The organism is Desulfurellaceae bacterium, from assembly GCA_021296095.1.
In the GTDB taxonomy this organism is placed as follows: Bacteria; Desulfobacterota; Binatia; order Bin18; family Bin18; genus JAAXHF01.
The window spans coordinates 18572-44495 of sequence record JAGWBB010000071.1; the positions used below are offsets into that span (position 1 = coordinate 18572).

General features: G+C 64.1%; 33 protein-coding genes. 30 read left to right on the forward strand and 3 right to left on the reverse strand.

Translation table 11 applies throughout. The features are described 5' to 3' along the window. The 14 genes from J4F42_16115 to J4F42_16180 form a co-directional block, all read left to right on the forward strand. On the forward strand, positions 1-379 hold a 379-nt coding region (locus J4F42_16115; GenBank protein ID MCE2487040.1), incomplete at its 5' end, for a D-alanyl-D-alanine carboxypeptidase. A 58-nt stretch (positions 380-437) separates the two neighbouring features. Beyond that, complete coding sequence (locus J4F42_16120; protein MCE2487041.1) at positions 438-707, forward strand: hypothetical protein; 270 nt, start codon at positions 438-440, stop codon at positions 705-707. An 885-nt stretch (positions 708-1592) separates the two neighbouring features. Then, on the forward strand, positions 1593-2711 hold the full coding sequence (locus J4F42_16125) for an AAA family ATPase (GenBank protein ID MCE2487042.1): 1119 nt from the start codon (positions 1593-1595) through the stop codon (positions 2709-2711). Between the two features lie 299 nt (positions 2712-3010). Further along, entirely contained in the window at positions 3011-3310 is a 300-nt protein-coding gene (locus J4F42_16130; GenBank protein ID MCE2487043.1) for a hypothetical protein, read from the forward strand. Between the two features lie 10 nt (positions 3311-3320). Further along, the gene (locus J4F42_16135; GenBank protein MCE2487044.1) at positions 3321-4916 is read left to right on the forward strand and encodes a hypothetical protein; all 1596 of its coding nucleotides are present in this window, start codon (positions 3321-3323) and stop codon (positions 4914-4916) included. 13 nt (positions 4917-4929) lie between these two features. Further along, entirely contained in the window at positions 4930-5790 is an 861-nt protein-coding gene (locus J4F42_16140; GenBank protein MCE2487045.1) for a polysaccharide deacetylase, read from the forward strand. Beyond that, positions 5783-6388: a Uma2 family endonuclease gene (locus J4F42_16145; protein MCE2487046.1), complete on the forward strand. Its 606-nt coding sequence runs from the start codon at positions 5783-5785 to the stop codon at positions 6386-6388. The genes J4F42_16140 and J4F42_16145 overlap by 8 nt, the downstream gene beginning before the upstream one ends. 21 nt (positions 6389-6409) lie before the next feature. After that, on the forward strand, positions 6410-7621 hold the full coding sequence (locus tag J4F42_16150; protein ID MCE2487047.1) for a CoA transferase: 1212 nt from the start codon (positions 6410-6412) through the stop codon (positions 7619-7621). 39 nt (positions 7622-7660) lie between these two features. Continuing rightward, positions 7661-8155, forward strand: coding sequence for a 5-(carboxyamino)imidazole ribonucleotide mutase (gene purE, locus J4F42_16155; protein MCE2487048.1), 495 nt, complete (start codon positions 7661-7663; stop codon positions 8153-8155). A 31-nt stretch (positions 8156-8186) separates the two neighbouring features. Continuing rightward, positions 8187-9071, forward strand: coding sequence for a phosphoribosylaminoimidazolesuccinocarboxamide synthase (locus J4F42_16160; protein ID MCE2487049.1), 885 nt, complete (start codon positions 8187-8189; stop codon positions 9069-9071). 15 nt (positions 9072-9086) lie between these two features. Next, entirely contained in the window at positions 9087-10061 is a 975-nt protein-coding gene (locus J4F42_16165) for a TerC family protein (GenBank protein ID MCE2487050.1), read from the forward strand. Between the two features lie 73 nt (positions 10062-10134). Continuing rightward, positions 10135-10500: a nucleoside 2-deoxyribosyltransferase gene (locus J4F42_16170; GenBank protein ID MCE2487051.1), complete on the forward strand. Its 366-nt coding sequence runs from the start codon at positions 10135-10137 to the stop codon at positions 10498-10500. Next, positions 10478-10819, forward strand: coding sequence for a nucleoside 2-deoxyribosyltransferase (locus J4F42_16175; protein ID MCE2487052.1), 342 nt, complete (start codon positions 10478-10480; stop codon positions 10817-10819). The genes J4F42_16170 and J4F42_16175 overlap by 23 nt, the downstream gene beginning before the upstream one ends. Positions 10820-10944: 125 nt before the next feature. After that, positions 10945-11295 (forward strand): hypothetical protein, encoded by a 351-nt coding sequence (locus tag J4F42_16180; protein ID MCE2487053.1) that lies wholly within the window; start codon positions 10945-10947, stop codon positions 11293-11295. A gap of 261 nt (positions 11296-11556) precedes the next feature. Here J4F42_16180 and J4F42_16185 read toward each other — a convergent pair whose 3' ends face one another. Together J4F42_16185 and J4F42_16190 are read right to left on the reverse strand one after the other, a co-directional pair. After that, positions 11557-11961, reverse strand: a complete 405-nt coding sequence (locus J4F42_16185; protein ID MCE2487054.1) for a type II toxin-antitoxin system VapC family toxin — start codon at positions 11959-11961, stop codon at positions 11557-11559. Continuing rightward, complete coding sequence (locus J4F42_16190) at positions 11958-12200, reverse strand: type II toxin-antitoxin system prevent-host-death family antitoxin (GenBank protein ID MCE2487055.1); 243 nt, start codon at positions 12198-12200, stop codon at positions 11958-11960. Before J4F42_16190 ends, J4F42_16185 begins: the two co-directional genes overlap by 4 nt. Before the next feature lie 239 nt (positions 12201-12439). Between J4F42_16190 and J4F42_16195 the strand changes: the two genes are divergently transcribed. The 6 genes from J4F42_16195 (at position 12440) to J4F42_16220 (ending at position 16790) form a co-directional block, all read left to right on the forward strand. Then, a complete protein-coding gene (locus J4F42_16195; GenBank protein ID MCE2487056.1) occupies positions 12440-12673 on the forward strand; it encodes a type II toxin-antitoxin system Phd/YefM family antitoxin in 234 nt (77 codons plus the stop codon). A gap of 1 nt (position 12674) precedes the next feature. Next, positions 12675-13061 carry a type II toxin-antitoxin system VapC family toxin gene (locus J4F42_16200; GenBank protein MCE2487057.1) on the forward strand — a complete coding sequence of 129 codons (387 nt, stop codon included), beginning with the start codon at positions 12675-12677 and terminating at the stop codon, positions 13059-13061. A gap of 215 nt (positions 13062-13276) precedes the next feature. After that, positions 13277-14695: a purine/pyrimidine permease gene (locus tag J4F42_16205; protein MCE2487058.1), complete on the forward strand. Its 1419-nt coding sequence runs from the start codon at positions 13277-13279 to the stop codon at positions 14693-14695. Between the two features lie 27 nt (positions 14696-14722). Next, positions 14723-14902, forward strand: coding sequence for a hypothetical protein (locus J4F42_16210; protein MCE2487059.1), 180 nt, complete (start codon positions 14723-14725; stop codon positions 14900-14902). Positions 14903-15072: 170 nt separating this feature from the next. Further along, on the forward strand, positions 15073-15990 hold the full coding sequence (gene cobT, locus J4F42_16215) for a nicotinate-nucleotide--dimethylbenzimidazole phosphoribosyltransferase (GenBank protein MCE2487060.1): 918 nt from the start codon (positions 15073-15075) through the stop codon (positions 15988-15990). Then, positions 15987-16790, forward strand: a complete 804-nt coding sequence (locus J4F42_16220; GenBank protein MCE2487061.1) for an adenosylcobinamide-GDP ribazoletransferase — start codon at positions 15987-15989, stop codon at positions 16788-16790. The genes cobT and J4F42_16220 overlap by 4 nt, the downstream gene beginning before the upstream one ends. Here J4F42_16220 and J4F42_16225 read toward each other — a convergent pair. Beyond that, the gene (locus J4F42_16225; GenBank protein ID MCE2487062.1) at positions 16774-17697 is read right to left on the reverse strand and encodes an LLM class flavin-dependent oxidoreductase; all 924 of its coding nucleotides are present in this window, start codon (positions 17695-17697) and stop codon (positions 16774-16776) included. The two genes, J4F42_16220 and J4F42_16225, sit on opposite strands and share 17 nt — an antisense overlap. 128 nt (positions 17698-17825) lie before the next feature. Here J4F42_16225 and J4F42_16230 point away from each other — a divergent pair, with 128 nt between their 5' ends. The 10 genes from J4F42_16230 (at position 17826) to J4F42_16275 (ending at position 25921) form a co-directional block, all read left to right on the forward strand. Beyond that, positions 17826-18140, forward strand: coding sequence for a hypothetical protein (locus J4F42_16230; protein ID MCE2487063.1), 315 nt, complete (start codon positions 17826-17828; stop codon positions 18138-18140). Further along, positions 18140-18562 carry a type II toxin-antitoxin system VapC family toxin gene (locus tag J4F42_16235; GenBank protein ID MCE2487064.1) on the forward strand — a complete coding sequence of 141 codons (423 nt, stop codon included), beginning with the start codon at positions 18140-18142 and terminating at the stop codon, positions 18560-18562. Before J4F42_16230 ends, J4F42_16235 begins: the two co-directional genes overlap by 1 nt. 34 nt (positions 18563-18596) lie before the next feature. Continuing rightward, the gene (locus J4F42_16240) at positions 18597-19556 is read left to right on the forward strand and encodes a hypothetical protein (GenBank protein MCE2487065.1); all 960 of its coding nucleotides are present in this window, start codon (positions 18597-18599) and stop codon (positions 19554-19556) included. After that, positions 19556-19984 (forward strand): hypothetical protein, encoded by a 429-nt coding sequence (locus J4F42_16245; GenBank protein MCE2487066.1) that lies wholly within the window; start codon positions 19556-19558, stop codon positions 19982-19984. The genes J4F42_16240 and J4F42_16245 overlap by 1 nt, the downstream gene beginning before the upstream one ends. After that, on the forward strand, positions 19981-21024 hold the full coding sequence (locus tag J4F42_16250) for a phosphotransferase family protein (GenBank protein ID MCE2487067.1): 1044 nt from the start codon (positions 19981-19983) through the stop codon (positions 21022-21024). The genes J4F42_16245 and J4F42_16250 overlap by 4 nt, the downstream gene beginning before the upstream one ends. Before the next feature lie 117 nt (positions 21025-21141). Then, positions 21142-21564, forward strand: coding sequence for a DUF29 domain-containing protein (locus J4F42_16255; protein ID MCE2487068.1), 423 nt, complete (start codon positions 21142-21144; stop codon positions 21562-21564). 206 nt (positions 21565-21770) lie between these two features. Then, positions 21771-22787, forward strand: coding sequence for a TIGR03617 family F420-dependent LLM class oxidoreductase (locus J4F42_16260; protein MCE2487069.1), 1017 nt, complete (start codon positions 21771-21773; stop codon positions 22785-22787). 72 nt (positions 22788-22859) lie between these two features. Next, the gene (locus J4F42_16265; protein MCE2487070.1) at positions 22860-23870 is read left to right on the forward strand and encodes an NAD(P)-dependent alcohol dehydrogenase; all 1011 of its coding nucleotides are present in this window, start codon (positions 22860-22862) and stop codon (positions 23868-23870) included. A gap of 10 nt (positions 23871-23880) precedes the next feature. Next, a complete protein-coding gene (locus J4F42_16270) occupies positions 23881-25125 on the forward strand; it encodes a CoA transferase (protein ID MCE2487071.1) in 1245 nt (414 codons plus the stop codon). Between the two features lie 13 nt (positions 25126-25138). Further along, on the forward strand, positions 25139-25921 hold the full coding sequence (locus tag J4F42_16275) for an alpha/beta fold hydrolase (protein MCE2487072.1): 783 nt from the start codon (positions 25139-25141) through the stop codon (positions 25919-25921). The last annotated feature ends 3 nt before the right edge of the window (positions 25922-25924 follow it).

Sequence of the window (25924 nt, forward strand, 5' to 3'; positions counted from 1 at the left end):
CTCGCGTCACACCCCCCGCCAGCTGGCGGCCATTCTCCGTCACGGCTGGCGACCCTCCACAGACCGGGCGCCGACGTTCGACTTTGCGGGTCTGCTTCCGGATGTCCACCGTCACAGCCCACCCGCACACGACCGAGTCCACGTCAGGGCCAAGTCCGGCACCATGCACTACGCCGACGGCCTGGCCGGCTATCTGCAGACCCGTCGTGGTCGGCGGCTGGGCTTCGTCATTCTACTGACCGACTTCGCCCGGCGAACCGCTCTTGACGCCGCGTTTGACAGCCGGATTGCCAGCACCCCGGCACCGGCACGAGCCTGGACCAGACGGGCCAAACGGTTTGAGCGAGCCCTGATCCGGTCCTGGCTGGAGCGCTACTAATCGCCCCCGGCCCCCCGTCCCTTGACAGCCCCCCACGCCCTTTGCTCTCCTGGCAGGTATGTCGCAGCCGAAGAGCGTCTTCTCCCTGACCGGTCAGCTCGTCGCCATCCGGACGACCCTTAAACGCGAATTGGGCACCGACTATGACGACAAAATCGAACCGGTCCGAGCCGCGCTCAGGGAAATCGCGCAAGACCAGCCGCTGGTGGAGATTCTCCAGCAGACAATTGATCGCCTGCTGGCCAGAGAGGCCGACAATGTGGAGTTGATGACCCTCATCGCGGCCGGCCTCGACGTCATTGAAGAGACCCAACAGACCCACCACTAGGCTCCGGACGCCTCCCCGGCGCATTCCTTTCCGGCCAGGGGCGCCGCTCAACCCCTGCCCGCTCCCGCTTGATTTGTTCTCCCGGTCAACAGTCTGAATGAGCAAGGCCCGGTGGCGGGGATGTCTTCCCGCATTCCTGGCGTGGGGTCGCTCCCGGAGTCGCTGGCCGACTCCGCCAGGCCATGCCCGTAATTTCATGGGGGAAATGAGAGGCATCATGCCGTATAGGGGAGTCCAACGCGTTGGCGCAGAAAATTTTGCTGCCCGGGAGGCCGGCCTTGAACCCAACTTCTTCCCCGCCGTGGCACTGCCCGTCCATGACCGCCGTCCTGTGCGCCCTGGTGCTGTGCGCCGCCCCCCGGATATGGGTGCAGGCGGCCGAGTCCTTTCGGAGCGGCACTGAGCCCATCCTGGCGGCCTCGAACACGGACACAGGGAGCCGCACGTCCCCGGTCGTTGGCGTGCAGTCTTCCGAGGGGGCGGAGTGCAGACCACCCGACACCGATGCGTGCATGAGCGGCTGCAAGGCCGGCGGGGCGCAGGCGGGGGAGGTCTGCTTAGGGCACTTCGTCGAGTGTATCAACACGTGTCAGTGGGACCAGAACGGCGACGGACGGGTCTCGGCCAGTGGCACCTCCCCCTGCCAAACCGGGAGGCAAACCTGCCTGAGCGAGGCATACCGCAGGCAGCAGGCTTGCGCCAGGAAGTGCCACTGCGCTGAAGACGCAGAGTCTGAGAACAGCGTCTGAGCAGTCCAGCGTCGGCCACCAGAGCCGCTCCGGTTAATGTCTCGGGATGGCGAGCGCCGATTTTGTTTCTTGGTCTGCGGCAGCACAAGCGCCCCCACGCATTGTCCCTGTCGGTGCGATCTGCTAAGCCTGAGGGGTGAGCCCGCACGACAAATTCGGCGCGATCCGCCGGGAACTCCAGCAGACTTTTCTGGAGCGCGCCGACCTGATCGACGGCGCCTTGGCCGCCCTGCTGTCATCCCAACACGTGCTGATCATCGGCCCACCCGGCACGGCCAAATCGATGCTGGCCGACGCCCTGTGTCGGCGGATTACCGGCGGGACCTATTTCCAGTGGCTGCTGACCAAATTCACCACCCCCGAAGAGCTGTTTGGCGCGGTCAGCCTCAAGGCTCTGGAGGCCGACGACTACCGGCGGGTGACCGACCACAAGCTACCCGAAGCCCAGATCGCCTTTTTGGACGAGGTCTTCAAGGCCAGCTCGTCGATCCTGAACGCCGTGCTGAGCATCATCAACGAACGCCTCTTCCACAACGGACGAGACATCATGGCCGTCCCCCTCCTGAGCCTGTTCGGCGCCAGCAACGAGCTGCCCGAGGACGACGAGCTACTGGCCCTGTACGACCGTTTCCTGCTGCGCTTTGTGGTCAACTACATCAGCGAAGACTTCCGCTTCCTCAAGATGTTGCAGGCCACCCCACCGGCCCAGTCCACCACCATCAGCCTCGACGAACTGCGCCAGATGCAGGACGAGGTCCGGGCCATCCGGGTGCCCGACGCCGTACTGAGCGTCCTGGCCGATATTCGCCGCGAGCTGGGCAAGAAAAACATCATCGCCTCGGACCGACGCTACCGCCAGAGCCTGTCCCTGCTCCAGGCCCTGGCCTATCTGTACGGCCGTACCGAGGTGAGCGAGTCGGACCTGTTTTTTCTGGAACACGTGCTGTGGAAAGAACCCTCAGAGCAGGGCGAGGTGCACGCCGTCATTCAGAGTCTGATCCACGGCTATGAGGACACCGTCCAGGAGCTGTTGTTTCAGACCCGCGAGCTGCGCGACTATGCCGAACGGGAGTGGGACGACGAGGAACAGCACGCCCGAGCCGTCATTGAAGCCCATACCAAGATCCGCCGCATCCTGACCCAGGTCGAAGAGATCAGCCAGCAGGCTCAGCAGGGCGGCCGTCCGCTTGAGAAAGTCGTGGCCATCCGCCAGGAGATTGAGGGCATTCAGCAACAACTGTTGGAGAAGATATGAGAGGGACAGGAAAAGACACGGAGTGAGCTCTGTGAGGATGGTGTGGTGGCAGAGCTGGTCTATACTTCGTCGGCCTTTCGGCATGGTTATACACAGGACGATCTACAGGAGATGCTCCAGAGCCGCTATATACAAGTCCGAAGCCAGCGAGGATTGTCTGATGTGTATGAGATTTTTGGACGGAATTTTGGGGGAGATTACCTGCACGTCGTGTACCGTCTTTTGCCGGACGGCCACTGGCGGGTGTTCCATATCGCGCGTATGACACCTGCCCACAGACGGCGCTACCGGAGCATACTGTGATAGGACACACAAAAACGATTCCACTGCTGTCTCCTGATGCGACAGAAGAGGAAATTATTGAGTGGACGGAAACCTACGATCTCGGGACACGCTTAGATTCCGGGATATCTGAGGTCGTAGCAATTCACCCGGGACGGACTGACGAGCAACGAACAGCCCAGCTCACCCTGCGCGTCCCTTCTTCCATGAAGGCCGCCATTCAAAGTCTGGCCAGGCAACGGACGACAAGTGCGGCAAGCCTGGCTCGGACCTGGCTTGCCGAACGGCTCCAACAGGAACTCGACGCCCAGGACTGAGAGCGCCCCCATGCCCCGACGCGCCGCGACCAGGAAAAAATCCCGCTTCATCCTCTCCCCACCCGCCCCCATCCCGCACAACGCGTGCTGGATCGAGAGCGATTCCTACGACCGCACGGTGTACCGCAAACTGCGTGACGCGTCGTCGCTGCACGCCCTGGAAGACACCGGCAACACCCTGGTCCCCCAGTTTGGAGCGCTGCTGCAAGACCTGTTCTGCGCCCTGTTCAAGTACAACGTCCTCTTTCTCGACGCCGACGCGGTGCTGCCCAGCGCCCTGCTGAACAAGACCCTGCTCGACGCCCTGCACCACGGCGAGCTGGCCCAGTTCCTGCGCGAGGCGACCGTCCTGGACGAGACCCGGGCCGGCCTGGCCACAGTCCTGCTGGGCGAGGGCGCGCTCGGGCTGCTCAAGTCCGAAAAGACCCTCACCCGCCGTCACATGCTCGACATGCAGCGCCTGCGCCAGCAGGAGGAAACGGTTCAGGACAAGATCGACGCCGCCCACGAGGCCAAACAGGTCACCAAGGAGCTGGCCGAGGATGGTGAGCTGTCCAAAAAGACCAAAGCGCTGCTGGAACAGGCCGCCAACAAGCTGGCCAGCGAGGCCCGGGCCGAGGACGCCCGGCTGCGTAAACAGGCCAAACAGCTCGACACCGAGCTGTCCGACATGCAGGCCGAGGTCGCCAACCGCTTCCGCAAAGAAGCCATCAGCGTCACCCAGAACCTGGACGATGCGCTCCAGCAGGCCGAGTCGTGGAGCACGACGGTCGGCGGCGGCTATCAGTCCTCGCCCGGTCGCCAGATCGAGCTGGGCAAGCATCTGGCCGGCAACGACAAGCTCAAGAAGCTGGCCCGCATGGTCGGCCGCATGAAGTACCACGCCCTGGCCCTGCGGCGCAAAATCTTTGAGCGCCGCTCAGAAGAGCTGTTTGAGGCCAGCCTGGGCAGTGAGATCAGCCGCCTGCTGCCGCACGAGCTGGTCGCCCTCCACCACCCCGTCCTGCGCAAAGATTTCACCCGGCGCCTGTTGGACCAGCAATTGCTCCTGTACTCGCTGCGAGGCATCGAAGAAAAGGGCAGAGGGCCGGTGATCGTGTGTCTGGACGGCAGCTCGTCCATGATGGGCGACAAAGAGGTGTGGGCTAAAGCCCTGACCCTGACCCTGCTGGAAATCGCCCGTCGCCAGCGTCGCCTGTTCCGGTCCATCTGCTTTTCCTCGGCGTCTAGCCCGCTGCACATCCTCGACCTCAACCCACGCGAGCGCTACGAGGTCGAAATGTCCAAGGTCATGGAGCTGGCCGAGTACTTCCCCGGCGGCGGCACCGACTTTGAGACGCCGCTCAACGCTGCGGTCGAGGGCTTGCGCCAGGCGCGTTTCAAGCGGGGCGATATCGTGTTTATCACCGACGGCGAGTGTCGGGTCAGCCCCGACTGGGCCGAGCAGTTTCGCCACGACAAAGACGCCCTGGGCTTCTCCCTGTTTTCTATCCTGATCGACGTCGGCTCCAGCTCGCTCGGCACCCTCAAAGAATTCAGCGACAAGATCACCAGCGTCTCCCAGCTGACCAGCGAAGGGGTCAAAGACGTGTTTGTGGACCTGTAAGGAGGCCCGGAAGATGAACCCGAGCAAAAACATCGCGGTGTGTCTGTCCTTTGACTTTGACGGGGTATCGGTCTGGAGCGGTTCATTTCGGACCCGGTCGCCCAGCACCCTGTCACGCGGCGAGTTCGGCAAGGTCGGCACGGCGCGCATCCTCGATCTGCTCGACCGCTACCGGCTGCCGGCCTCGTGGTTCATCCCCGGTCATACGGCCGAGACCTTTCCGGACAGCGTCCAGCGGATTGCCGACGCCGGGCACGAACTCGGCCATCACGGCTACTGCCACGAAAACCCGCGCTCGCTGTCGGCCGACCAGGAGCGCGACATTCTGGAGCGGGGCATGGCCTGTTTGCAGCGGGTAACCGGCACGCCGCCGGTCGGCTATCGCTCACCCGCCGCCGACGTCAGCCCGGTCACCCACAGCCTGCTCCTGGAGTACGGCTTTGTGTACGACTCCAGCATGATGGCCGACGATTTCACCCCCTACTACTGTCGGGTCGGGGACGAGATGCGCACCGACGCCCCGTATGTCTTTGGCCAGGAGATCGATGTGCTCGAACTGCCGCTGGACTGGAGTCTGGACGACTGGCCGTACTTCAACCTCCACTGGCCGGCCAACCACGTTGGTCTGCGCACCCCCGACGAGGTGTACCAGATCTGGGCGGCCGACTTTGACTTTCTGTACGACCGCATCGGCCAGGGCGTCTACACCCTGACCATGCACCCCCAAGTCATCGGCCGTGGCCACCGGCTGCTGATGCTGGAGCGGCTCATCGACTACTTCCAGGGCCATGACGGGGTCACGTTCAAGACCATGGGCCAGGTAGCGACCGAGTGGAAGCAGGCCCACCCGCTGCGGGGAGGTTCGGATGCCTGAGGCCATTGCCGTCCAGCCTGCGACGCCGCTGAGGCTCAACCTCCGACCCGTCATGGAACTGACGGATGAGCGGCTGTACCTGCTGTGTCAAGCCAATCAGGAACTCCGCTTCGAGCGGACCGCGCAAGGGGAATTGCTGCTTATGGCGCCGACTGCGGGGGAAACCGGGCGACGCAATGCCAAACTCACCCAACACCTGGCCAACTGGGCCGACACCGACGGCAGCGGTCTGGTCTTTGACTCTTCAACCGGTTTTGTGTTGCCAAACGGCGCGATGCGTTCGCCGGATGCCGCCTGGCTCAGGCGCTCGCGGTGGGAGAGCTTAAGCCCAGACCAGAAACAGACCTTCCTCCCCCTGTGCCCCGACTTTGTGATTGAGCTTCGTTCCGGAACAGACAGCCTCCAATCCCTGCAAGACAAGCTCCAGGAATACATCCAAAACGGTGCGCTGCTGGGCTGGCTCATCGATCCGCAATACCGACGGGTGTACGTCTACCGTCCCGGCGCGCCATCCGAGTGCCTGGAGAAGGTGAACTCTATCAGCGGAGACCCTGAGCTGCCGGGCTTTGGGCTCGACCTCAGTCAGGTGTGGGGCTGAGCAAAACAAGGGGCGACAGTTATGACGGATACGCCGGCCTCTGCCCTGTCTGACCTCCGGGTGCTCGACCTGACCGACCTCACGGGCGCCATGTGCGCCAAGCTGATGGGCGATATGGGCGCCGATGTGATTAAAATCGAGCCGCCCGGCGGCGACCCGACGCGCCAGATCGGACCGTTTCTCGACGCGCGGCCGGGCCACGAGCGCAGCCTGCTGCACTGGTTCTACAACACCAGCAAACGCGGTCTCACCCTCGACCTGCACACGCCGGCCGGCCAGGCCCTGTTCAAGCGGCTGGTCGCCAAGGCTGACGTGGTGATCGAGTCTTTTCCTCCCGGCAGCCTGGACACGCTCGGACTGGGCTATGACACCCTGGCCGGCCTCAACCCGCAGCTGGTGCTGACCTCAATCACCCCCTTCGGACAAAACGGGCCATACGCCGGCTACAAAAGCTCAGACACAGTGGCTGAAGCCCTGGGCGGCATGGTGTACGTCAACGGCTTTCCCGACGAACCCCCGCTACGCGGGCTGGGCCTGCAAGCCTACCACAGCGCCGCGTTTTTTGCCGCTATCGGGACCATGTCGGCGCTGTGGGCGCGCGACGCGACCGGCCGCGGCCAGTGGGTCGATATCAGCCTGCACGAGGCTGTGGCCGCTGCGGTCGAACACGTATCGCCGTTTTACCACCAGGGGCTGGGCGTTGAGACGCGGCGCGGCAGCCTGCACTGGAGCCGCTATTTTCGGGTCGCGCGGTGCAAGGACGGCTATGTCATGCACTGCACCCTGGGCGACTGGACCTCGCTGGTCGAATGGGTCAGGGGCGACGGCCAGGGGCCGGGCTTGGACGCGCCCGAGTGGCAGGATTTGGAGTACCGCCGGGATCACGCCGAGCAGCTGTTCGACCTGCTCGACGACTGGGCCAAGGACTATCGCGTGGCCGAGCTGATGGAGGGCGCCCAGCTGCGGCGCATTCCGTACGCCATGGTGCGGCCGCCCGAAGCCCTGCTTGACGACCCGCAGCTGGCCGCCCGCGGCTTCTTTGCCGAGTGTGAGCACCCCGAACTCAACCGCGCGGTGCGGTATCCCGGCGGCCCGTTCTTTTTCACCAAGACACCGTGGCGGATCTCGCGCCGGCCGCCGCTGCTGGGCGAACACAACACCGAAATTCTGGGCGGTGAGCTGGGACTCAGCTCCGAACAGCTGGCCGGGCTTGTGCAAGACGGCGTGATTTGAAACAACAGGACGGTTCACAGCTCAGATAAGGGAGGCGACATGGCACGGGTGGCAATCATCATGGGCAGCAAGAGCGACTGGGACAGTATGCGCCAGGCCAGCGATATCCTCACCGAACTCGAGGTCGCGCACGAAAACCGCGTCCTGTCGGCCCACCGCACCCCGGACGCCCTGGCCGCCTACATCAGCGACGCCGAGGCGCGGGGCGTGCGCGTCTTTATTGCCGGGGCGGGCGGCGCCGCTCATCTGGCCGGGGTGATCGCCTCCCAGACCCTGCTACCGGTTCTGGGTGTGCCTATGCAGTCAAAAGCCCTGAACGGTCTGGACTCGCTGCTGTCCATCGTCCAAATGCCCAAGGGCATTCCGGTCGCCAGCCTGGCCATCGGCGACGCCGGAGCGGGCAACGCGGGTCTGCTGGCAGCCCAGATTCTGTCGCTGGCGGACCCGGACCTGGCCGAGCGCCTCAAAGCCCACCGCGCCCGACAGGCGGCCAGGGTGCTGGAGCAGACGCTGGAGCAGCAGCTGTCTGAATGACGGAGAAAGAACACGGGACGGGAAGAGGGCCATGAGTGAGCTTGTCTTACAGACGACTATCGACGGCCTGCCGGCCCCCCGCCGGGGGAAAGTGCGGGATATTTATGAGACCGACGACTATCTGTTGATCGTCGCCACCGACCGGGTGTCGGCCTTTGACGTGGTCCTGCCCGACGGGATTCCGGGCAAGGGCCAGGTCCTGACCCAGGTCTCGGGGTTCTGGTTCGGGCAGCTGGCCGACCTCGTTCCCCACCATCTGATCTCGCTTGAGGTGGCCGACTTTCCGGCCGCCTGCCAGCCCTACCGTGACCAGCTGGCGGGCCGCAGCATGCTGGTCGAAAAGGCCGAGCCGCTGCCCGTCGAGTGTATTGTCCGCGGCTATCTGGCCGGCTCGGGCTGGAAGGAGTACGGCCAGACCCAGAGCGTGTGCAATATCCGGCTGCCGGCCGGACTGCGTGAGAGCGAGGAGCTGCCCGAGCCCATCTTTACCCCCTCGACCAAGGCGCCCGAGGGCGAGCACGACGAGAACATTGCCTTTGACGCGGTCGAGCGTTTGATCGGTTCGTCGCTGGCCGAACAGGTCCGGGACATCAGCTTGGCCCTGTATCGCCGGGCCCTGGCCCTGGCCAAGACAAAAGGCTTTCTGCTGGCCGATACCAAGTTCGAGTTCGGCCTCAAAGACGACCGGCTGCTCCTCATTGACGAGGTCTTTACCCCGGATTCGTCCCGCTTCTGGCGGGCCGATATCTACCAGCCCGGGACCGCCCAGGACAGCTACGACAAACAGATCATCCGCGACTATCTGCTGTCCATCAACTGGGACAAAAAACCGCCTGCGCCCCACCTGCCATCCGAAATCATCGAGCGGGCTGCGGCCCGCTACCAGGAAATCAGCGCCCGGCTGATGGGCGCGTAACAAACGGAGCACGGCATGCAGGTCAGTGTGTGGATGTGGATCGCGTTTACCGCTGCGGTGGTGGGGCTGCTGTTTCTCGACCTGACCGTGTTTCATCGCGACGCCCGGGTGACCTCGAAAAGAGAGGCTGCGGTGTGGAGCGCCTTCTGGGTCTGCCTGGCCCTGCTCTTCAACCTCGGCATCTACTTCCTGTACGGCAAAGAGCGGGCGCTCGAGTTTCTGGCCGGCTATCTGATCGAAAAATCCCTGAGCGTCGACAACATCTTTGTCTTCCTGCTGCTGTTTTCGTACTTTTCGGTCCCGGCCATCTACCGCCACCGGGTGCTGTTCTGGGGCATTCTGGGCGCCCTGGTCATGCGTGGCGTCTTCATCGGGGTCGGCGCCGCCCTGCTGCACCACTTCCACTGGGTCATGTACATCTTCGGCGCCTTTCTGGTCTTTACCGGCATCCGCATGCTGGCCAAGCACGAGGAGAACACCGACCCGAGCCACAACCCGGCCATCCGGCTGCTGCGGCGCTTCATGCCCATCACCCCAGGCTATGAGGGTCAGCATTTTTTGATCCGACGCGGCGGCCAGCTGTTTGCCACCCCCCTGTTGGTCGTGCTGGTCGCGGTCGAGACCACCGACCTGGTCTTTGCCGTTGACTCGATCCCGGCCATTTTCGCCGTGACCGACGATCCCTTCATTGTCTACACCTCCAACATCTTTGCCATACTGGGCCTGCGCGCCCTGTTTTTCCTGGTTGCCGGCGTCCTGGAGCTGTTCGTCTACCTGCGCTACGGCCTGGGCTTCGTGTTGAGCTTTGTGGGGGTCAAGATGTTGCTGGCCGACATCTATAAAATTCCCATCGGCCTGTCGCTGGGGGTAATCGCCGGCATTCTGACCATCTCGGTCGTGGCCTCCCTGCTGTTCCCACCCAAACAGCCGCAGGCGGCCGAACCGCCGACCGGCGGCGATGAACAGCTGCCAGCCTCGGGCATAAAATAGTTCCGGCCGCAATAGTTCCAGCCACGAATGTCGTTCATCGCCTCACGCCGACCGACAGAAAGAGAGGAAGGCCGTGCCGCGCGCCATCCGTTGCCTGACCACCGTCCTGTTTGTGCTCATGTGTGAAGCGCCGCACGCCGAGCCCCTGCCCGTCTACCACATCTATCTGGCCGGCCCCGAGGTCTTTTTGCCCGACCCGGTCAAGGCCGGCGCCGACAAGACGGCCCTGATCGCGCGCCTCAACGACGAGCACGACTGGCCCTTCCGCCTCGTCGGCCTGTATCCGCTGGACCCCGACATTCCCGACTTCAAGCCTGACCGCAACACCGGCCTGCGCATCTACCGGGCCAATATCGCCTTGATGGACAAGGCGCATGTCATTGCGGCCAACATGGTCCGCTTTCGTGGTCCGAAGCATGGATGTCGGCACGGCGTTTGAGATGGGCTATATGCGCGGTGCCGGCAAGCCGGTGTACGCCTACTACAACGCCGAGCCGTTTTACGGCGCGAGCGAGGCACCGGGCGTGTACGCGGACAGAGTCGCCACACACTACCCACTCGACCCGACCAACCCCCAGTTGGACATTCACGGCCAATCGGTCGAGAACTTTGGCATGGCCGACAACCTGATGATGATGGGCGCGCTCGACGACGCCGGGGCGGACATCCAGCCCTCCTTTCGCGCCACTATTCTGCGGATTGCCGCCGACCTCCAGGCCCGGCTGTCGTCAGCCGACGGAGGCGTATCCGGTCCGTAGCGAGCGGCGCAGCGCCGTGGACAAGACCGGCCTCAGCGAGAGTGACACACGCGCCAAGTTCATCACCCCGGCCCTCCTTCGAGCCGGGTGGGACGGGGCCGCGCAGATTCGCCGCGAGGTCAGCTTTGTCAATTGCGTTTTCCTCCAACGGCGAAGGCTTCGTGCTCCGTGATTCGACGGGCCTGAGCACTGAGCGGAAGACCACGCTTGTTCTGGATGCCTTTTCATCTCCAGCTGACCTGCGGGCGCGCTATCGTGCCCTGGGAGAGCCTGACACGGGCGCCCGAGGTCATTTTCTCTCATGGGACTGCTCTAATGATGGCGGCACAAAGCATCGTGTTATTATCAGCTATCGGATCAATACCATGGCCGTCGTCATTGAAGCCATTGTCATAACTTATGACCTCATCCTGCTGGTCATGGCCGCCCTCACCGGCAGAACCTGCTTGCCTAGCGCACTTCACGATGCTGTGTAGCCCTTCAACTTCAGGCGCGTTACGCCTGACGCTCAGGACGAACGGCCTCCCGTGAAGCAGGGAATGCCGGATCACGTCCGGCCTGACGAGAGCGGAACGGCAGGGCTACAGCCTAACGTGAAACGCTCTAGGAGTGTGTGCGGACTCGTTGCCGCAGACCTGAAGTATTACCAACGAACCCGTGTCGGGTGTGGATATCACGCCGCCAGACTACTCCTGCCGAGACTTCCCTTTCCAGGCCCTGCCGTCCCAGACTCGCTCTCAGGCTGTTAGCGGTATGCCTTCCGCCTGTGCCGCTGCGCTGAGTTTGCGGTCAAGGGTTGCAAGTGGTCGCTGTTGCCGGACCGCTAATTCCAGGTACAGCGCATCATATGCGCTCAATCCATGGGTCCTGGCCAGCCGGAAGAGGGAAGCGTTGTCCGGTGCGTGGTCCAAATGGATACCCAGAGCGTCAAGAGCCCGCACGGCCACCGCCGTGTCTTCGGGCGTCAAGCGTCCCCTGCGCTCGGCGATGACCAGCACGTTCCGGACTTCTACCCACCACAGCGCCGGAGCAGTCCCACCAATCTTCGCCACTTGCTCCAAGGTCGCGTCGACTCGGGACGACTGCTCATCCCTGAGCACCCAGGCCAGGGTGACGGAACTATCCAGGACGGGGGCCTTCATCGTCGGCCTTCATCGCGCATCTGAAGAATATCCTCTGTGGTCGCCCAGCCAATGCGCTTACGCAGAGCGCGGAGGGTGTTGGCCGCAGCAACGGCGCTTTCCCGGTCGGGCGCTTCTGGTGGGACCAACCGGGCTACCGCGCGTCCCCGCTTGGTGATGATGATGGTCTCCCCACGCGCGACCTCATCCAGAAGTGCAGACAGGTGGGTTTTCGCTTCGAATGTACCAACTTCTCTCATAATCCTTCCCAGAGGAACAAACTAGTCTATTATCTAGTTAGATAAAGCCAGAGTCAAGTCGCACAGCAGCACAGAGGAGGTTTTTCGCTCTCCCGCCCGCCTGGGCTTTCATCAGATGGGCGTAGCGGGCGGTGTGGGCTCTGTGTGCCGTTTGCAGCTCCTGGTCCACTCGACCTTGATTCCGTTTACAATCTAGCTATGTTATTAGCTAGATTCTCGCTCAGCTGAGAGTAACGCTCATGTTCGTCGTCAACGTTCACCAAGCCAAGACCCAACTCTCACGACTCCTGGCGCGAGTCGAGGCGGGCGAGGAGGTCGTGATCGCCCGCCGAGGTGAGCCGGTCGCGCGACTCGTCGCCTGCAAGCCTCGGAGCAAACGGCAGCCCGATGTTCTCAAGGGCAAGGTCGTCATACCCGAGAGCTTCTTCGATCCGCTGTCGGAGGCGGAACTGAGGGCCTGGGAGGGGCAATAGCGTGCGGGCATTGCTGGACACCCATGCGTTCCTGTGGTGGCTTGCGGACAGCAGGCGTCTGTCCAGAACGGCGTACCGGGCAATTGCGGACGAGGCGAACGACATTGTCGTCAGTGCGGCGTCGGCCTGGGAAATCACCACCAAGTACAGACTTGGCAGACTGCCGGAGGGCGCAGTTGCGGCGGTCGATGTCGCCGGGAGCATTACCGGCCAAGGCTTCGGGGACCTGACGATCAGCGTTGCTGATGCCGAACGAGCCGGGCGATTGCCCGGCCCACATCGCGACCCGTTCGACCGTATGCTTATCGCCCAGGCTCTGGCGCACGATTTGGTGATCGTGTCGATTGATGCAGTATTCGACCGTTACGGCGTCAATCGACTGTGGTGACACAACGATCCGCGCCGGAGACCCGTACCGCCACTCTGCGTGAGGCAGCGACACAATGTTTCCGGTCTGATCCGTGCGGTTCAATGGAGCATACCCCGACACGGAATGGAGCTAGTCGGTGTCTTCTGTCCTCTACGAACCGCATGAACCCCCGCCCTACCCCCTCGCCTTCGGACTGAGTTTTCAGCGGGCGATGATCATGGGGGCCCGGCCTGGTGCTCATCCCGACCATCGTGATGCGGGCCGCGAATCAGGACGAAAGCTACCTGGTGTGGACGATCTTTGCCCTGCTCATGGTCAACGGCCTGATCACGATAGTGCAGACGCTTGGCCTGGGGCGCTTTGGCTCTGGCTACGTGCTGGTGATGGGCAGCACCAGCGCCTTCATCGGGGTGTGTGTCACCGCGCTCACCGAGGGTGGCCCGTCTCTGCTGGCCAGCCTGATTGTCGTGGCCGGCCTGTTTCAGTTCGCGCTGGCCAGCCGTCTGTCCCTGCTGCGGCGCTTCATCACGCCGGTGGTGGCTGGGACGGTCCTGGCCCTGATTCCCGTTACCGTCATGCCGGCCATCTTCCGGCTGATGGCCAGTGTGCCGGACGGGACGCCGGGGGCGGCGGCCCCGCTAAGCGCGGCGGTCACCTTTGCCACGGCCGTGGCGCTCTCGCTCCGCGCCTCAGAGACGTGGCGACCCTGGGCGCCGCTGATTGGGGTGACGGCCGGCTGTGTGATGGGTGCATGGTTCGGCCCGTACGATGTGAACCGGATCCTGGCCGCGGCCTGGATTGGCCTGCCGACCAGCGCCTGGCCGGGGCTGGACCTGAGCTTTGGTCCCGCCTTCTGGTCCATCCTGCCCGCCTTCCTGTTTGTGATCCTGATCGGAACGACGGGAACCCTCAGCCATGCCGTGGCCGTGCAGCGGGTCTCGTGGCGCCAGCAGCGGGCGACCGATCTGCGCGCCGTCCAGGGTGCGGTGGCCACCGTCAGCCTGGGCAATCTGCTGTGTGGCCTGGCCGGGACGATCCCGTGCGGCACCCGGCCGTCGAGCGCGCCGTTCATAGAACTGACCGGCGTGGCCGCCCGGCGGGTCGGCGTGTGCATCGGCCTCATCTTCCTGGCCCTGGCCTTTCTGCCCAAGGTGATGGCCGTGTTGCTGGCCATTCCCAGTCCGGTGGCGGCCGCCTACCTCACGGTCCTGGTCAGTCTCATCTTTGTTCAGGGCATGCAGCTCGTCCTCCAAGGCGGCAACGACTACCGCAAAACCCTGGTGACCGGCGTGTCGTTCTGGGTCGGGGTTGGCTTCCAGTACCAGGCCATTTTCCCCGACTATCTGAGCGGGACATGGGCGGTTCTGCTGGGCAACGGCATCACTGCCGGGGGGCTCACCGTCGTCGGCCTGACCCTGTTCCTGGAGCTGACCGGTCCCCGTCGGCGGCGGCTCGACATCGAGCTGGGGATCGCCGGCCTGCCCAAGCTGACGGCGTTCCTGCGCGAGCTGGCCGCTCGCCTGAGGTGGAGCGGGGAGGCAACCCAGCGGCTGTGTCTGATCGGCGAGGAGGCGCTGACGAGTCTGATCCAGCAGACGGACGCCAAGACGGCGGACCGCGCCACGCCACGCTTGCGGGTGCTGGCCCGCTAGGACGGGGCGGCGGTAGAGCTGGAGTTCATGGCCGCAGTCGGCGAGGAAAACCTTGAGGATCACATTGCGCTGCTCGGGGACCAGGTGGAGACGCCCGACGAGCGGGAACTCTCGCTGCGGCTGCTACGCCACTTTGCCTCGTCCGTCCGTCACCAGCAGTACCACAACATCGATATCGTGACCGTGCGCGTGGACGGCGCAGGCTAAGCCCGCACGACGTGCTGCTCTCGACCCCGCGCGACTTTCCAGGCATAAAACGGAGCTATGCCGGAGCCGCCGTTGTTCGCCATCCCAGCTGTTGATCGTGGACTGACCGCACAACTCCAACACAAGATCGACCACAAAACCAAGAACGGCTGGCGCTGCAAATCGGTCTCGTGCAAAACACCCTCTCGCCCACCCTCCGCTCTCCGCATCTGCTCGTGTTTGCCGGCGACCACGGTATTACTGCGGAAGGGGTCAGCGCCTACCCGCAAGACGTGACCTGGCAGATGGTGCTGAACTTCCTGAACGGCGGGGCGGCGATCAACGTCTTCGCCCAACAACACGCCATCCGCCTGCGGGTGATCGACGCGGGCGTCAATGCCGAGCTGCCCGCTCACCCGAAGCTGAGCGACGCCAAGATCGCTTACGGCACGAAGAACTTTCTGACCCAAGCGGCCATGACCCAGGACGAATGCCACCGGGGGCTGCAACTCGGGGCGTCACACATTGACCACATCCAGACCTGTGACTGTAACATCGTCGGTTTTGGCGAGATGGGCGTCGGCAACACCTCAGCTGCGGCGGCTATCATGAGCCGCGTGTGCGGGCTGCCGCTTGAGGCGTGTGTCGGACGTGGCACCGGCCTCAACGATACCCAGCTGCGGCATAAAATCGAGGTGCTGCGACGCGCCCTGCACCACCACCCCGCCGTCCGTCAGCCGCTCGATGTCCTGCGCACGTTTGGCGGATTTGAACTGGTCCAGATGTGCGGCGCCATGCTACAGGCCGCACACCAGCGCATGCTGGTGCTGGTGGACGGTTTTATCGCCACCGCCGCCTTCCTGATTGCCTCTCGGCTCCAGCCGGCCATTCAGGACTATGCCATTTTCTGCCACGTGTCCGACGAGCACGGCCACCGACGCCTGCTCCAGCACCTCGGGGCCAGCCCCCTGCTCGACCTGCGCTTGCGGCTCGGTGAGGGAACGGGCTGTGCCCTGGCCTATTCCCTGATAGACGCCAGCGTGCGCTTTTTGAACGACATGGCCAGCTTCGAGCAGGCGGGGGTGGCGGGCAAAAAGGACGCGGAGTGAGCAGGCTGGTCGAAGAACTCCACATTTTCTTCTCGGCCGTGCTGTTCTACACCCGGCTTCCCGTCCCGGCCTGGGTGATCCATACAGACGCCTATCTGAGCCACAACCCCAAGTACTTTCCGCTCATCGGCTGGCTTGTCGGCAGCCTGGCGGCGGGCGTGTACTGGCTCGCCTGCCAGCTCTTTTCGCCCCCAGTCGCGGTAGTGTTGTCCATGCTGACGAGTGTCTGGGTGACAGGTGCTTTTCACGAAGACGGCCTGGCCGACACCTGCGACGGTTTCGGCGGCGGCTGGAGTCAGGATCGTGTCCTGGCCATCATGAAAGACAGTCGCCTCGGCACCTACGGCACGATCGGTCTGTCGCTGGTCCTGTTGCTGAAATTCACGGCGCTGGTGTCTCTGCCCGCCCAGCTGGTGCCGGCGGTGCTGATTGCGGGTCACGCAGTGAGTCGATTCGGCGCGGTCAGCCTGCGGCTCAGTTTATCCTACGTCCGCGAGAACGAGGACAGTAAGGCCAAACCCATCGGCAAAGCGCCGCTGGCTCCTTCACACGCCGGGCTGGCTGCGGTGTTCGGCCTGCTACCCCTGTTTGCTCTTCTCGACATCCGCTACGGGCTCGTCCTCATCCCGCTCCTGCTCGTGCGCTGGTATCTGAGCCGCTATTTTTTCAAGCGGATCGGCGGCTTTACCGGCGACTGTCTGGGCGCCGCCCAACAGGTGCTTGAAGTCGTGTTTTATCTGAGCGTCCTGGGGCTGTCCGGCTCTCAGGCTGGATCAGCCGTCTTCACAGCCGGGGCATGATGTCCTGGGCAAAGATTTCCAGGTGCTCCATATCGTCAAAGGCCGGGTTGATCATCAGGTGCCGCGCCCCAGCCTGGACCAACGCCCCGAGCTTGTCGATACACTCCTGACGGCTGCCCCAGATTGAGACCTGCGAGGCCATATCGGCGCTCTTGTAGCGCACCCCAAACCACTCCCGCAGCCGACGCTCGGCCCGGTCGTGGTCGTTATCGACCGCCACATACACCCGCTTTGAGACCGCAAAGCTGGCCGGATCACGCTGTGCCTGGTCGAGAAAGCGCTGGACATGGCCGTACTGGCTCACAAAATCGGCGCTGGACGACGAACCGGCCCCCATCCAGCCGTCGCCGTGGCGGACCGCCCGTCGCAGGGCCGACTCCGAGCGCGCCCCAAACCAGATCGGCGGGTGCGGCTTCTGGACCGGCTTGGGCTCCATGGCCGCGTCTTTGAGCTGCCAGAAGCTGCCGGCGTAGTTGGCCGTGGGCTCGGCCCACAGCGCCTTCATGATGTCCAGGCCCTCGACAAAGCGCCGCATCCGGTGCTCTTTGGTGTAGCCGAAGACAGTTTCCGGCACATGCCCGCCACCGCCCACGCCGACGATCAGCCGCCCGCCGCTCATGCAGTCGAGGCTCGACAGGGCTTTGGCCAGCTGGAGCGGGTTGCGCAGGGTGGTCAGCATGACCGAGGTGCCGAGCTTGGCCGTATCGGTCAGAGCTGCCACATAGGTCAGCAGCGTCACCGGTTCAAGAATCGGAAAGTCGCTCAGGATGGTTTCCTGAACCCACAGGCTGTCATAGCCCAGCGCTTCGGCCCGTCGCACAAAATCGCCCACAAAGCCCATATCCACACCAGCATCAGGAAAAACCTGAGGAATCGCGAACCCGCACGGGGTGTTGCCAGCTGCCATACCTGTCCTCCTTTGGCATTGTCTTATCTTGACCGGCGGATCGGAGCAAGGAAGAGTTTCCCGATGCTTGACCGACTCGCCTGAGTGCCTTATGTTCCGGTAACGTTTCCGACACGAGGGATATGGCCATGCAATCGAGACACGACGGAGCCAAGCAGCGACTCGCCCGGCACCGCGCAAAGCTCACCGCCCAGGGAACACGGCGCGTTGAGGTCACCGTGCCAGCCCAGGATGTCGGTATCGTCAAGGCTGTCGCCGGCGTACTTCGCACGGGTGGCGACGAGGCCCGGTGGCTGCGCGACGTGCTGGCCTGCCTCACACCACGCGAACCGGCGCGAACCGGCGCTGAGCTGTTAGCCTTTTTGCGCGCCTCGCCGCTCGTGGGAGAAGACCTGATAATCGAGCGTGACCGCACCCCGGGTCGCGTGGTGGATTTCGAATAGTGGCCTTTCTTATCGACACGAATGTCATCAGCGAGACCTTCCGACCGCGCCCCAACCCCCGGGCGCTCGAATGGATCGGCCGTCAGATGTCCAGCGACCTGTTCCTCGCTGCGGTCAGCCTTGGAGAACTCGTGCGCGGCGCCCGTCGGGTCAAGAACACAGCCAGGCAGGAGCGCCTCGCCCGCTGGATCAATCACGATCTGACCGCCCAGTTTCAGGACCGTATCCTGCCCTTCGACAGGGAAGCGGCGGTAATTTGGGGGGCGATTATGGGCGAGGGCGACAGGACCGGTCGGCCCAAGCCCATGGCGGATGCGCAGATCGCTGCAGTAGCGTTGCGGAACGGTTTGACTCTGGCCACGCGAAATATCCGGGATTTCACGGACATGCAGGTGACGCTTGTCGACCCGTGGGCGGCCTGACAAGCCCAAACCACTTTGAGAGAAAGAACGCAGCATGGCTGAGCAGGGCCGTTTCACCGACCGTGATGATCGGTTTCACTTTGACGAGCTGGGCGCAGACTGGTGGGCGACCGAGACGGCCTGGTTCTCCTTCTTCCACCCGCAGCGGCGCCTGGGCGGCTGGTTGTATACCCAGGCACGGCCGACAATCGGCACCGTCGCCGGCGGCGCCTGGGTCTGGGACGACTCGGCTCACCTGCCCTGGGAAGTCCTGTACTCGGCAAACTACACCGCCCTGGAATTGCCGCGCGAACACGACCTGGACGACATCCGCCTGCCGACCGGCGTTTCGATCCGGGTCATCGAACCCTGTATGTCCTACGCCCTGGGCTATGACGATGAGCCGCGTCTACGGGCCGTGCTGCGCTTTGACGGCGTGATGCCGCCCGAGCCGCTGACCGGTACGGGCTCGACGTTTGGACGCGCGCAGCATTTCGACCAGATCGGCCGCGTGAGCGGTAGCCTCGTCCTGCACGGCGAAACGATCCCGATTGACTGCCTGGCCATCCGCGACCGCACCTGGGGACGGCGCCGGGAGGATCGCCCCCGGCAGGCGGCGTATGTCACCGGTGTGGCCACCCCCGACCACGGCTTTCTGGCCGTGACCAACGTGGACAAGGACCGGAATCCGGTGGCGTATGGCTTTCTCCACCGCGACGGACGGACACAACCGCTGGCGCAGGGCGAGCGCAGGGTTGAGCGAGATACACAAAACGGCTGGATCACCCGCGTCGAGATTCAGGCTCGCGACAGCGCGGGCCGCGAACTCCACGCGGTGGGCGAGCCGCTGAGCCGGATCGTGATTAACCGCCACACCTTTATCGACATCAACAGCCTGATGCGCTGGGACATCAACGGAGAGGGCGGCCACGGCGAGGACCAGGACATGTGGCCCGTGCACCGTTGGTCGCGTCTGCGGCGCAGCGCCCGGGCGGCAGACGCAAGGAGGATCTGATGCCGGACTACATCCAACTGGCTCCAGCCGCACTCTTGGAACGCATCGCCCGCACGCTCAAAACCGACATCGGCCCGGCGGTCGAGGCCGCCTATCCCAAGACGCAAGCCTTCATGGCGGCCGTGGTCCTGCAAAAACTCGCCGGCCAACTGCGGCTGGCCGACGACCACGCCACAGCCGGCCGGAACGACATGCAGGAACTCGCGGCAGAACTGGCCAGAGAACTCGACACGACTACTCCCCCGTCCCTCCGAGCTGCGGTACAGACTCTGGACCACGACCGCGATACGGCGAGCGTGTCACGGCTCATTGAAACCCTGTATGCCACCCGGTCCGAGCTGGGTGAGGAAGGCTTTAACAGCCTCATCGGCCGGGTGCGCGCCCGGCTGCGGGCACGCATCGACCGCGAGATGGTGTACGCCGCATGAGCACGCCTGCCGACGACCGGGATATGGCCGAACGCATCCGCCACTACATTCAGACCCGGCTGCCGGGCGTGACCGACCTGCGCCTCGAAGCCCTGGAGCGCATCGCCGTGGGCTGGTCGCACGAGACCTGGCTGTTCGACGTCCACTGGACCGAGAACGGCGCCTCAAAAACGCGGGGCTTGTGCCTGCGACGCGACCCGGGCAACGCCCTGTTGCGACACTTCTCCGATCTCGGCGTGCAGTTTCGGGTCCTCCAGTGTCTGGCCTCGACGCCGCTGCCCACCCCCACGCCGTACTGGTACGAGAGCGACCCCGCCATTCTCGACAAACCCTTCCTGGTGATGGAGAAAGTGGCCGGAACCTGCCCGAGTCCGTGGGGTTCGTCCGGCCGGCGCTTTTACGCCGAGGCTGCCGCGCGCGGCAGCCTGCCCCGGAGTTTTACCACCACCCTGGCCACCCTCCACACCATTGACTGGCAGGCGGCCGGTCTGGCGTTCCTGGGCGTGCCCGGGTCAGGCAAGGATTTTGCGCTGCGTGAAGTCAACAAGTGGTGTGAGCTGGTCGCACTCTCTCAGCAAGAGCCGCACCCCATCCTCGTAGACCTCATCGGCTGGCTCAAGGCCAACGCACCCGCCACCACGCGTCTGACGCTGGTCCACGGTGCCTATCGGACCGGCAATCTGTTGATCGACAGGGACGAAGTCTCGGCGGTTCTGGACTGGGAGCTGCAAGTCATCGGAGACCCGATGTACGACGTGGCGTATGTCCTGACCGACCTGAACCGTGAGGGCAGCCAACTGCTGTCGCATCTTGTCGAGCGGGACGCTTTTTTCCGGGACTATGAGCAGGCGACCGGCATAGCCATCGACGAGGCGGTCTGCTGTTATTACGGCATGCTGTATCAGCTGCGCTCGGCCGCGTTCTGGATGAGTGCGGCGGGGCTGTACGCCACCGGCCAGAGCGACGACATCCGCCTCGCCCGCACCGCCTGGTCGGTGCCCGTTGTCCTGGAAGGGGCGGCCCGGGCGCTGGGCTATTAGGGTGTGGAGACATGTCTCAAGACAGACACCAATGCTAGAGTGGGTCACATGCCGAGAGCACAGCACAAAATTTCTCAATCCTCTCAACCGTCTCAATCGGACAGACAGGGACAGGCATTGTACGAACAGGACTTCTACGCCTGGGTTGGAGAACAGGCAGAAGCGCTGCGGTCCGGTCACACGCAAGGGCTGGATATCGAGAACCTGGCTGAGGAGATTGAGGACATGGGGAGAAGCCAGCGACGGGCTGTGAAAAGCGCGCTCATCATCATCCTGATCCATCTCCTGAAGTACCGCTATCAGCCGCACCATCGGACCAACAGTTGGCGGGCAAGCATACGAGAGCACCGCCGCCGCGTCCGCGATGAATTAGCCGACAGTCCGAGCCTACGACCGTATATTGAACGCGTTCTTGACGATTGCTATCAGGATGCCCGTGAAGCGGCTGCGGATGAAAGCGGCTTACCTGTTGTGACGTTTCCTGCTGTTTGTCCGTTTGCTTTGGAACAGGCTCTCGACCGGAATTTTTTGCCGGGCTAGGGGCGGGTTTAAAACCCGCCCCCGCTCGTGGTCAGGGGGACAGGCCCTCGACCCGCAGCCGCCACGGCGCCATGCCCCCGTCCCCGCTCATGGTCGGGGGGATAGGCCGGCGTTGATTTCCGACCGGGCATATGGTTGTCTCAGCCCACGGCCGAGACCGGCCCAGAAACCGGCCCAGAAACCGGCCCACACTGGAGAGATCGCAGATGAAACTCGACACCCTGATGACGGCCAGTTCGTTGCAGGAGGCCATTGCCATTGCCCGCTATGCCGAAGAGGTCGGCTTTGACGCGGCCTGGAGCATGGAGAACACCCACGATCCGTTTCTGCCCCTGGCCGTGGCCGCCACCAGCACCAGCCGGCTCAGGCTGGGCACGGCCATAGCCCTGTCCTTTCCCCGCAGCCCCATGTCGCTGGCCTACACCGCCTGGGATTTGCAGAAGTCCTCGGGCGGCCGGTTCGTGCTGGGCCTGGGCACCCAGGTCAAGGGCCACAACCAGCGCCGCTACAGCGTGCCGTGGCAATCACCGGGTCCGAAGCTGCGCGAAATCGTCCAAGCCCTGCGGGCGATCTGGGACTGCTGGCAGAACGGTACCCCGCTGCGCTTCGAGGGCAAGTTTTTCAATCACACACTGATGACGCCGGCCTTCAGCCCGGGCAAGATTGACCATCCCCAGGTGCCGGTCTATATCGCCGGGGTCAACCCCTATATGTGTCGCCTGGCCGGCGAGCTGTGCGACGGCTTTCACGCCCACCCCTTCCACTCGGCCCGCTTCCTGCGCGAGCGCGTTATTCCCCAGCTTGCCGAGGGTGCGGCCAAGGCCGGACGCAGCCGGGAAGACGTGTGTGTCTCCAGCTCGGCCTTCGTCATCATGGGCGACAGCCAGAAGGAAATCGACGCCATGCGCGAAAAGGTCCGCAGCCAGATCTCCTTCTACGCCTCAACCCGCACCTATCAGCCGGTGCTCGACGTGCACGGCTGGGGCGAGGTGTGTCTGGCGCTCAACAAAAAAGCCGCCCAGGGCGAGTGGCAGGCCATGGCCAGGGACATCACCGATGAAATGCTGGACGTGTATACGGTAACCGGCAGCCCGGAAGAAATACCGGCCCTGCTCAAGGAACGCTACCACGGTCTGCTCGACCGGGTGGCCTTCTACCACCCCGACCGGCCGGGGGTCAACGACAAACGCTGGCGAAACATTGTCGAAGCCTTTGCCGCATAAAATCCCAAAAGGGCAGAGGGCAAAAGGCAAAGCTGAAGACCGAAGACCTTTCTTTCACACAAGGAGTCTCCTATGCGCGCCTGGGAAATCAACCAAGAGTTCGGCATCGAACAGCTCCACTGCGTCGAGCGGCCCGACCCACAGCCGGGTCCCCACCAGATCTGCATCCGGGTCAAAGCCACCTCGCTCAACTACCGGGATCTGATGACGGTCAAACACGGCGGGCTGCGCGGCCTCAAACAGCCCCTGATCCCGCTGTCCGACGGAGCCGGGGAAGTGGTGGCCATCGGCGAGGGGGTCAGCCGGGTCAAGACAGGTGATCGGGTGGCCGGTATCTTCTTTCAGTCGTGGCTGTCGGGCGGCCCCAAAGCCAGCCATGGCCAGTCAGCCCTGGGCGGCGCGCTGGACGGCATGTGGGCCGAGTATGTGGTCCTGGACGAGGACGGCGTGGTCTGTATCCCCGACTACATGTCGTATGAAGACGCGGCCAGCCTGCCCTGTGCGGCGGTCACCGCCTGGCAGGACCTGGTGTCGGTCGGCCAGATGAAGGCCGGCGATACGGTCCTGGTGATGGGCACCGGCGGGGTGTCGATCTTTGCCCTGCAATTCGCCAAGGCGGCCGGCGCCCAGGTCATCATCACCTCCAGCAGTGACGAAAAACTGGAGCGCGCCAAGCAGCTGGGCGCCGACCACCTGATCAACTACAAGACCACCCCCGACTGGGGCAAAGCCGCCCTGGACATTACCGACGGGGTGGGGGTCGATCATGTGGTCGAGGTCGGCGGGGCCGGCACCCTGGGCCAGTCGTTTCAGGCCACCCGGGTGGGCGGTTTTATCGGCCTGATCGGTGTCCTGTCGGGCTTTGCCGGCGAAACCAACCCGATGCCGATCCTGCAAAAGAGCATCCAGCTGCGGGGCATCTATGTGGGCTCGCGGGACATGTTCGAGGACATGAACGCGGCCATGACTATCAACCACACCCAGCCGGTGATCGACCAAGTGTTTCCCTTCGAGCACGCCCAGGACGCCCTGCGCTGCATGGACAGCGCGGTCCACTTCGGCAAAATCGTAGTGACCGGCTAGGCGGGACGGCATGAGCGAGCAGCACCCCCAGCGCCGGGCGCTGAGCGGCGTACGCATCCTGGACTTCACCTGGGTGGTGGCCGGGCCGGTGGCGACCCGGATTCTGGCCGACCAGGGCGCCGAGGTGATCAAGATCGAGCGGCGCGACTCGCTCGACCTCGGCACCCGCCGGGGCGGCTTTACCGGCAACCTGTTCCGCGGCAAGCACAGCACCGTGATCAATATGGCCGACCCGCGCGGGGTGGAGATCGCCCGCCGGCTGGTGGCGGTCTCGGACGTGGTAATCGACAACTTCAGCGCCCGGGTGATGCGCAACTGGGGTATGGACTACGACAGCCTCATCCAGATCAAGCCCGACATCATTGCCGTCAGCATGTCGGGCTTTGGCCACACCGGGCCGCACAAGGACTACGTCAGCTACGGCCCGACCCTCCAGGCTCTGTCCGGCTATACTCTGCTGATGCGCCACGCCGGCAAGGAGCCGGCCGGCTGGGGCTATTCCTACGCCGACATGTCGGGCGGTTACAGCGGCGCCCTGGCCGTGCTGATGGCCCTGTGGCACCGTCGACGCACGGGCCAGGGACAGTTCGTCGATCTGTCACAGTTTGAGACGATCTCCAGCATTGTCGGGCCGGCCCTGCTCGACAACGCGGCCAACGGAACGGTCCTCGGCCCGCCGGGCAACCGCTCTCAGGAGGCTCCGGCCGCACCGCACGGCCTCTATCGCTGCCGGGGCGACGACCGCTGGTGCGCCATCACCGTGTTTACCGAAGCCGAGTGGCAGGCGCTGTGCCGGGTGCTGGCCAACCCGGCCTGGACCCGCCAGGAGCGCTTCGCCAGCCTCGACGCGCGTCTGGACAACCAGGACGAGCTGGACCGCCATATCGAAGCCTGGACCCGCCAGCACACGCCCCACGAGGTCATGCGCGTGCTCCAGCAGGCCGGCGTAGCGGCCGGGGTAGTGGCCAACGCTGAAGACCTGGACCGCGACCCGCAGCTCCGCACCCGGGGCTACTGGGCGCAGGTGGACAGCCCGGACAAGGGCCGGGCCGTGCTGGACGGCACCCCGATCAAGCTGTCAGCCACGCCCGGTGGGGTCCACGCCCCGGGGCCGCTGCTGGGCGAGCACACCGATGCGGTCTTAGGCCGCATCCTGGGCTACTCGGAAGAACATATCGCCCAGCTCAAAACCGCCCGCGTCGTAGCCTCGCAGGCCGAGATTGCGGCCGACAGGACGGCGCCGAAATCGTCGTGACACGGAGGAGCGTATGCCTTTTGCCAGCATTAACGGGATTGAGCTGTACTACGAGGTCCACGGTCAGGGCCCGGCCCTGGTCTTTGCCCACGGCGGGGGCGGCAGCCATCTGAGCTGGTGGCAGCAGGTGCCAGCCTTCTCCGACTCCTTCAGCGTCATTACCTTTGACCACCGGAATTTCGGACTGTCGCGGGATGTCCCGAACGGTCCCGGTCCCACAGCTTTTGTGCAGGATCTGGTCGCCCTGCTCGATCATCTTGAGGTGGAAAAAGCCGTGCTGGCCGGCCAGTCAATGGGCGGCTGGACGGTGTGCGGCTTTGCCGCCGCCCACCCCCAGCGGACCAGCGGCCTGATCCTGTGCGACACCCTGGGTGGGATCGAAACCGATCAGACTGCCCAAGCCCAGGCCGGGATTCGAGAACGCTCGCGCGGCAGCTTGGCCGAGCTGCTGAAGAACGCCTACTCGCCGACGTTTCCCCAGCGCGAGCCGGTGCTGACCTTCCTGTACCAGCAGATTGTGGCCCTCAACCTGCACGTGGCGCCCAATCTGGGCACGGCCCTGTTCAGCCTCAAGGCTGATCCCCGGCCGATTGTCGAGCAACGGATCCCGACCCTGCTGATCGTCGGCGAGGAAGATGTCCTGACCCCGCCGCCGGCTATGGAGAGCGTGGCCGGCCAGCTGCCCCACGCCCGGTTCATCAAAGTCCCCGGCTGCGGCCACTCGGTGTATTTTGAGCGGGCCGACGAGTTCAACCGCATCGTGGGCGGTTTTCTGCGCGAGCAGGTGTCAGCTTAGAAC

What these genes read in the sequence shown, in the direction of transcription:
- J4F42_16275 (MCE2487072.1), top strand. Translation starts at nt 25,139, where the DNA reads ATGCCTTTTGCCAGCATTAACGGGATTGAGCTGTACTACGAGGTCCAC.
- J4F42_16140 (MCE2487045.1), top strand. Translation starts at nt 4,930, where the DNA reads ATGAACCCGAGCAAAAACATCGCGGTGTGTCTGTCCTTTGACTTTGAC.
- purE (MCE2487048.1), top strand. Translation starts at nt 7,661, where the DNA reads ATGGCACGGGTGGCAATCATCATGGGCAGCAAGAGCGACTGGGACAGT.
- J4F42_16260 (MCE2487069.1), top strand. Translation starts at nt 21,771, where the DNA reads ATGAAACTCGACACCCTGATGACGGCCAGTTCGTTGCAGGAGGCCATT.
- J4F42_16165 (MCE2487050.1), top strand. Translation starts at nt 9,087, where the DNA reads ATGCAGGTCAGTGTGTGGATGTGGATCGCGTTTACCGCTGCGGTGGTG.
- J4F42_16175 (MCE2487052.1), top strand. Translation starts at nt 10,478, where the DNA reads ATGGATGTCGGCACGGCGTTTGAGATGGGCTATATGCGCGGTGCCGGC.
- J4F42_16250 (MCE2487067.1), top strand. Translation starts at nt 19,981, where the DNA reads ATGAGCACGCCTGCCGACGACCGGGATATGGCCGAACGCATCCGCCAC.
- J4F42_16270 (MCE2487071.1), top strand. Translation starts at nt 23,881, where the DNA reads ATGAGCGAGCAGCACCCCCAGCGCCGGGCGCTGAGCGGCGTACGCATC.
- J4F42_16135 (MCE2487044.1), top strand. Translation starts at nt 3,321, where the DNA reads ATGCCCCGACGCGCCGCGACCAGGAAAAAATCCCGCTTCATCCTCTCC.
- J4F42_16225 (MCE2487062.1), bottom strand. Translation starts at nt 17,697, where the DNA reads ATGGCAGCTGGCAACACCCCGTGCGGGTTCGCGATTCCTCAGGTTTTT.
- J4F42_16150 (MCE2487047.1), top strand. Translation starts at nt 6,410, where the DNA reads ATGACGGATACGCCGGCCTCTGCCCTGTCTGACCTCCGGGTGCTCGAC.
- J4F42_16145 (MCE2487046.1), top strand. Translation starts at nt 5,783, where the DNA reads ATGCCTGAGGCCATTGCCGTCCAGCCTGCGACGCCGCTGAGGCTCAAC.
- J4F42_16240 (MCE2487065.1), top strand. Translation starts at nt 18,597, where the DNA reads ATGGCTGAGCAGGGCCGTTTCACCGACCGTGATGATCGGTTTCACTTT.
- J4F42_16230 (MCE2487063.1), top strand. Translation starts at nt 17,826, where the DNA reads ATGCAATCGAGACACGACGGAGCCAAGCAGCGACTCGCCCGGCACCGC.
- J4F42_16160 (MCE2487049.1), top strand. Translation starts at nt 8,187, where the DNA reads ATGAGTGAGCTTGTCTTACAGACGACTATCGACGGCCTGCCGGCCCCC.
- J4F42_16185 (MCE2487054.1), bottom strand. Translation starts at nt 11,961, where the DNA reads ATGAAGGCCCCCGTCCTGGATAGTTCCGTCACCCTGGCCTGGGTGCTC.
- J4F42_16190 (MCE2487055.1), bottom strand. Translation starts at nt 12,200, where the DNA reads ATGAGAGAAGTTGGTACATTCGAAGCGAAAACCCACCTGTCTGCACTT.
- J4F42_16210 (MCE2487059.1), top strand. Translation starts at nt 14,723, where the DNA reads ATGGCCGCAGTCGGCGAGGAAAACCTTGAGGATCACATTGCGCTGCTC.
- J4F42_16245 (MCE2487066.1), top strand. Translation starts at nt 19,556, where the DNA reads ATGCCGGACTACATCCAACTGGCTCCAGCCGCACTCTTGGAACGCATC.
- J4F42_16120 (MCE2487041.1), top strand. Translation starts at nt 438, where the DNA reads ATGTCGCAGCCGAAGAGCGTCTTCTCCCTGACCGGTCAGCTCGTCGCC.
- J4F42_16195 (MCE2487056.1), top strand. Translation starts at nt 12,440, where the DNA reads ATGTTCGTCGTCAACGTTCACCAAGCCAAGACCCAACTCTCACGACTC.
- J4F42_16265 (MCE2487070.1), top strand. Translation starts at nt 22,860, where the DNA reads ATGCGCGCCTGGGAAATCAACCAAGAGTTCGGCATCGAACAGCTCCAC.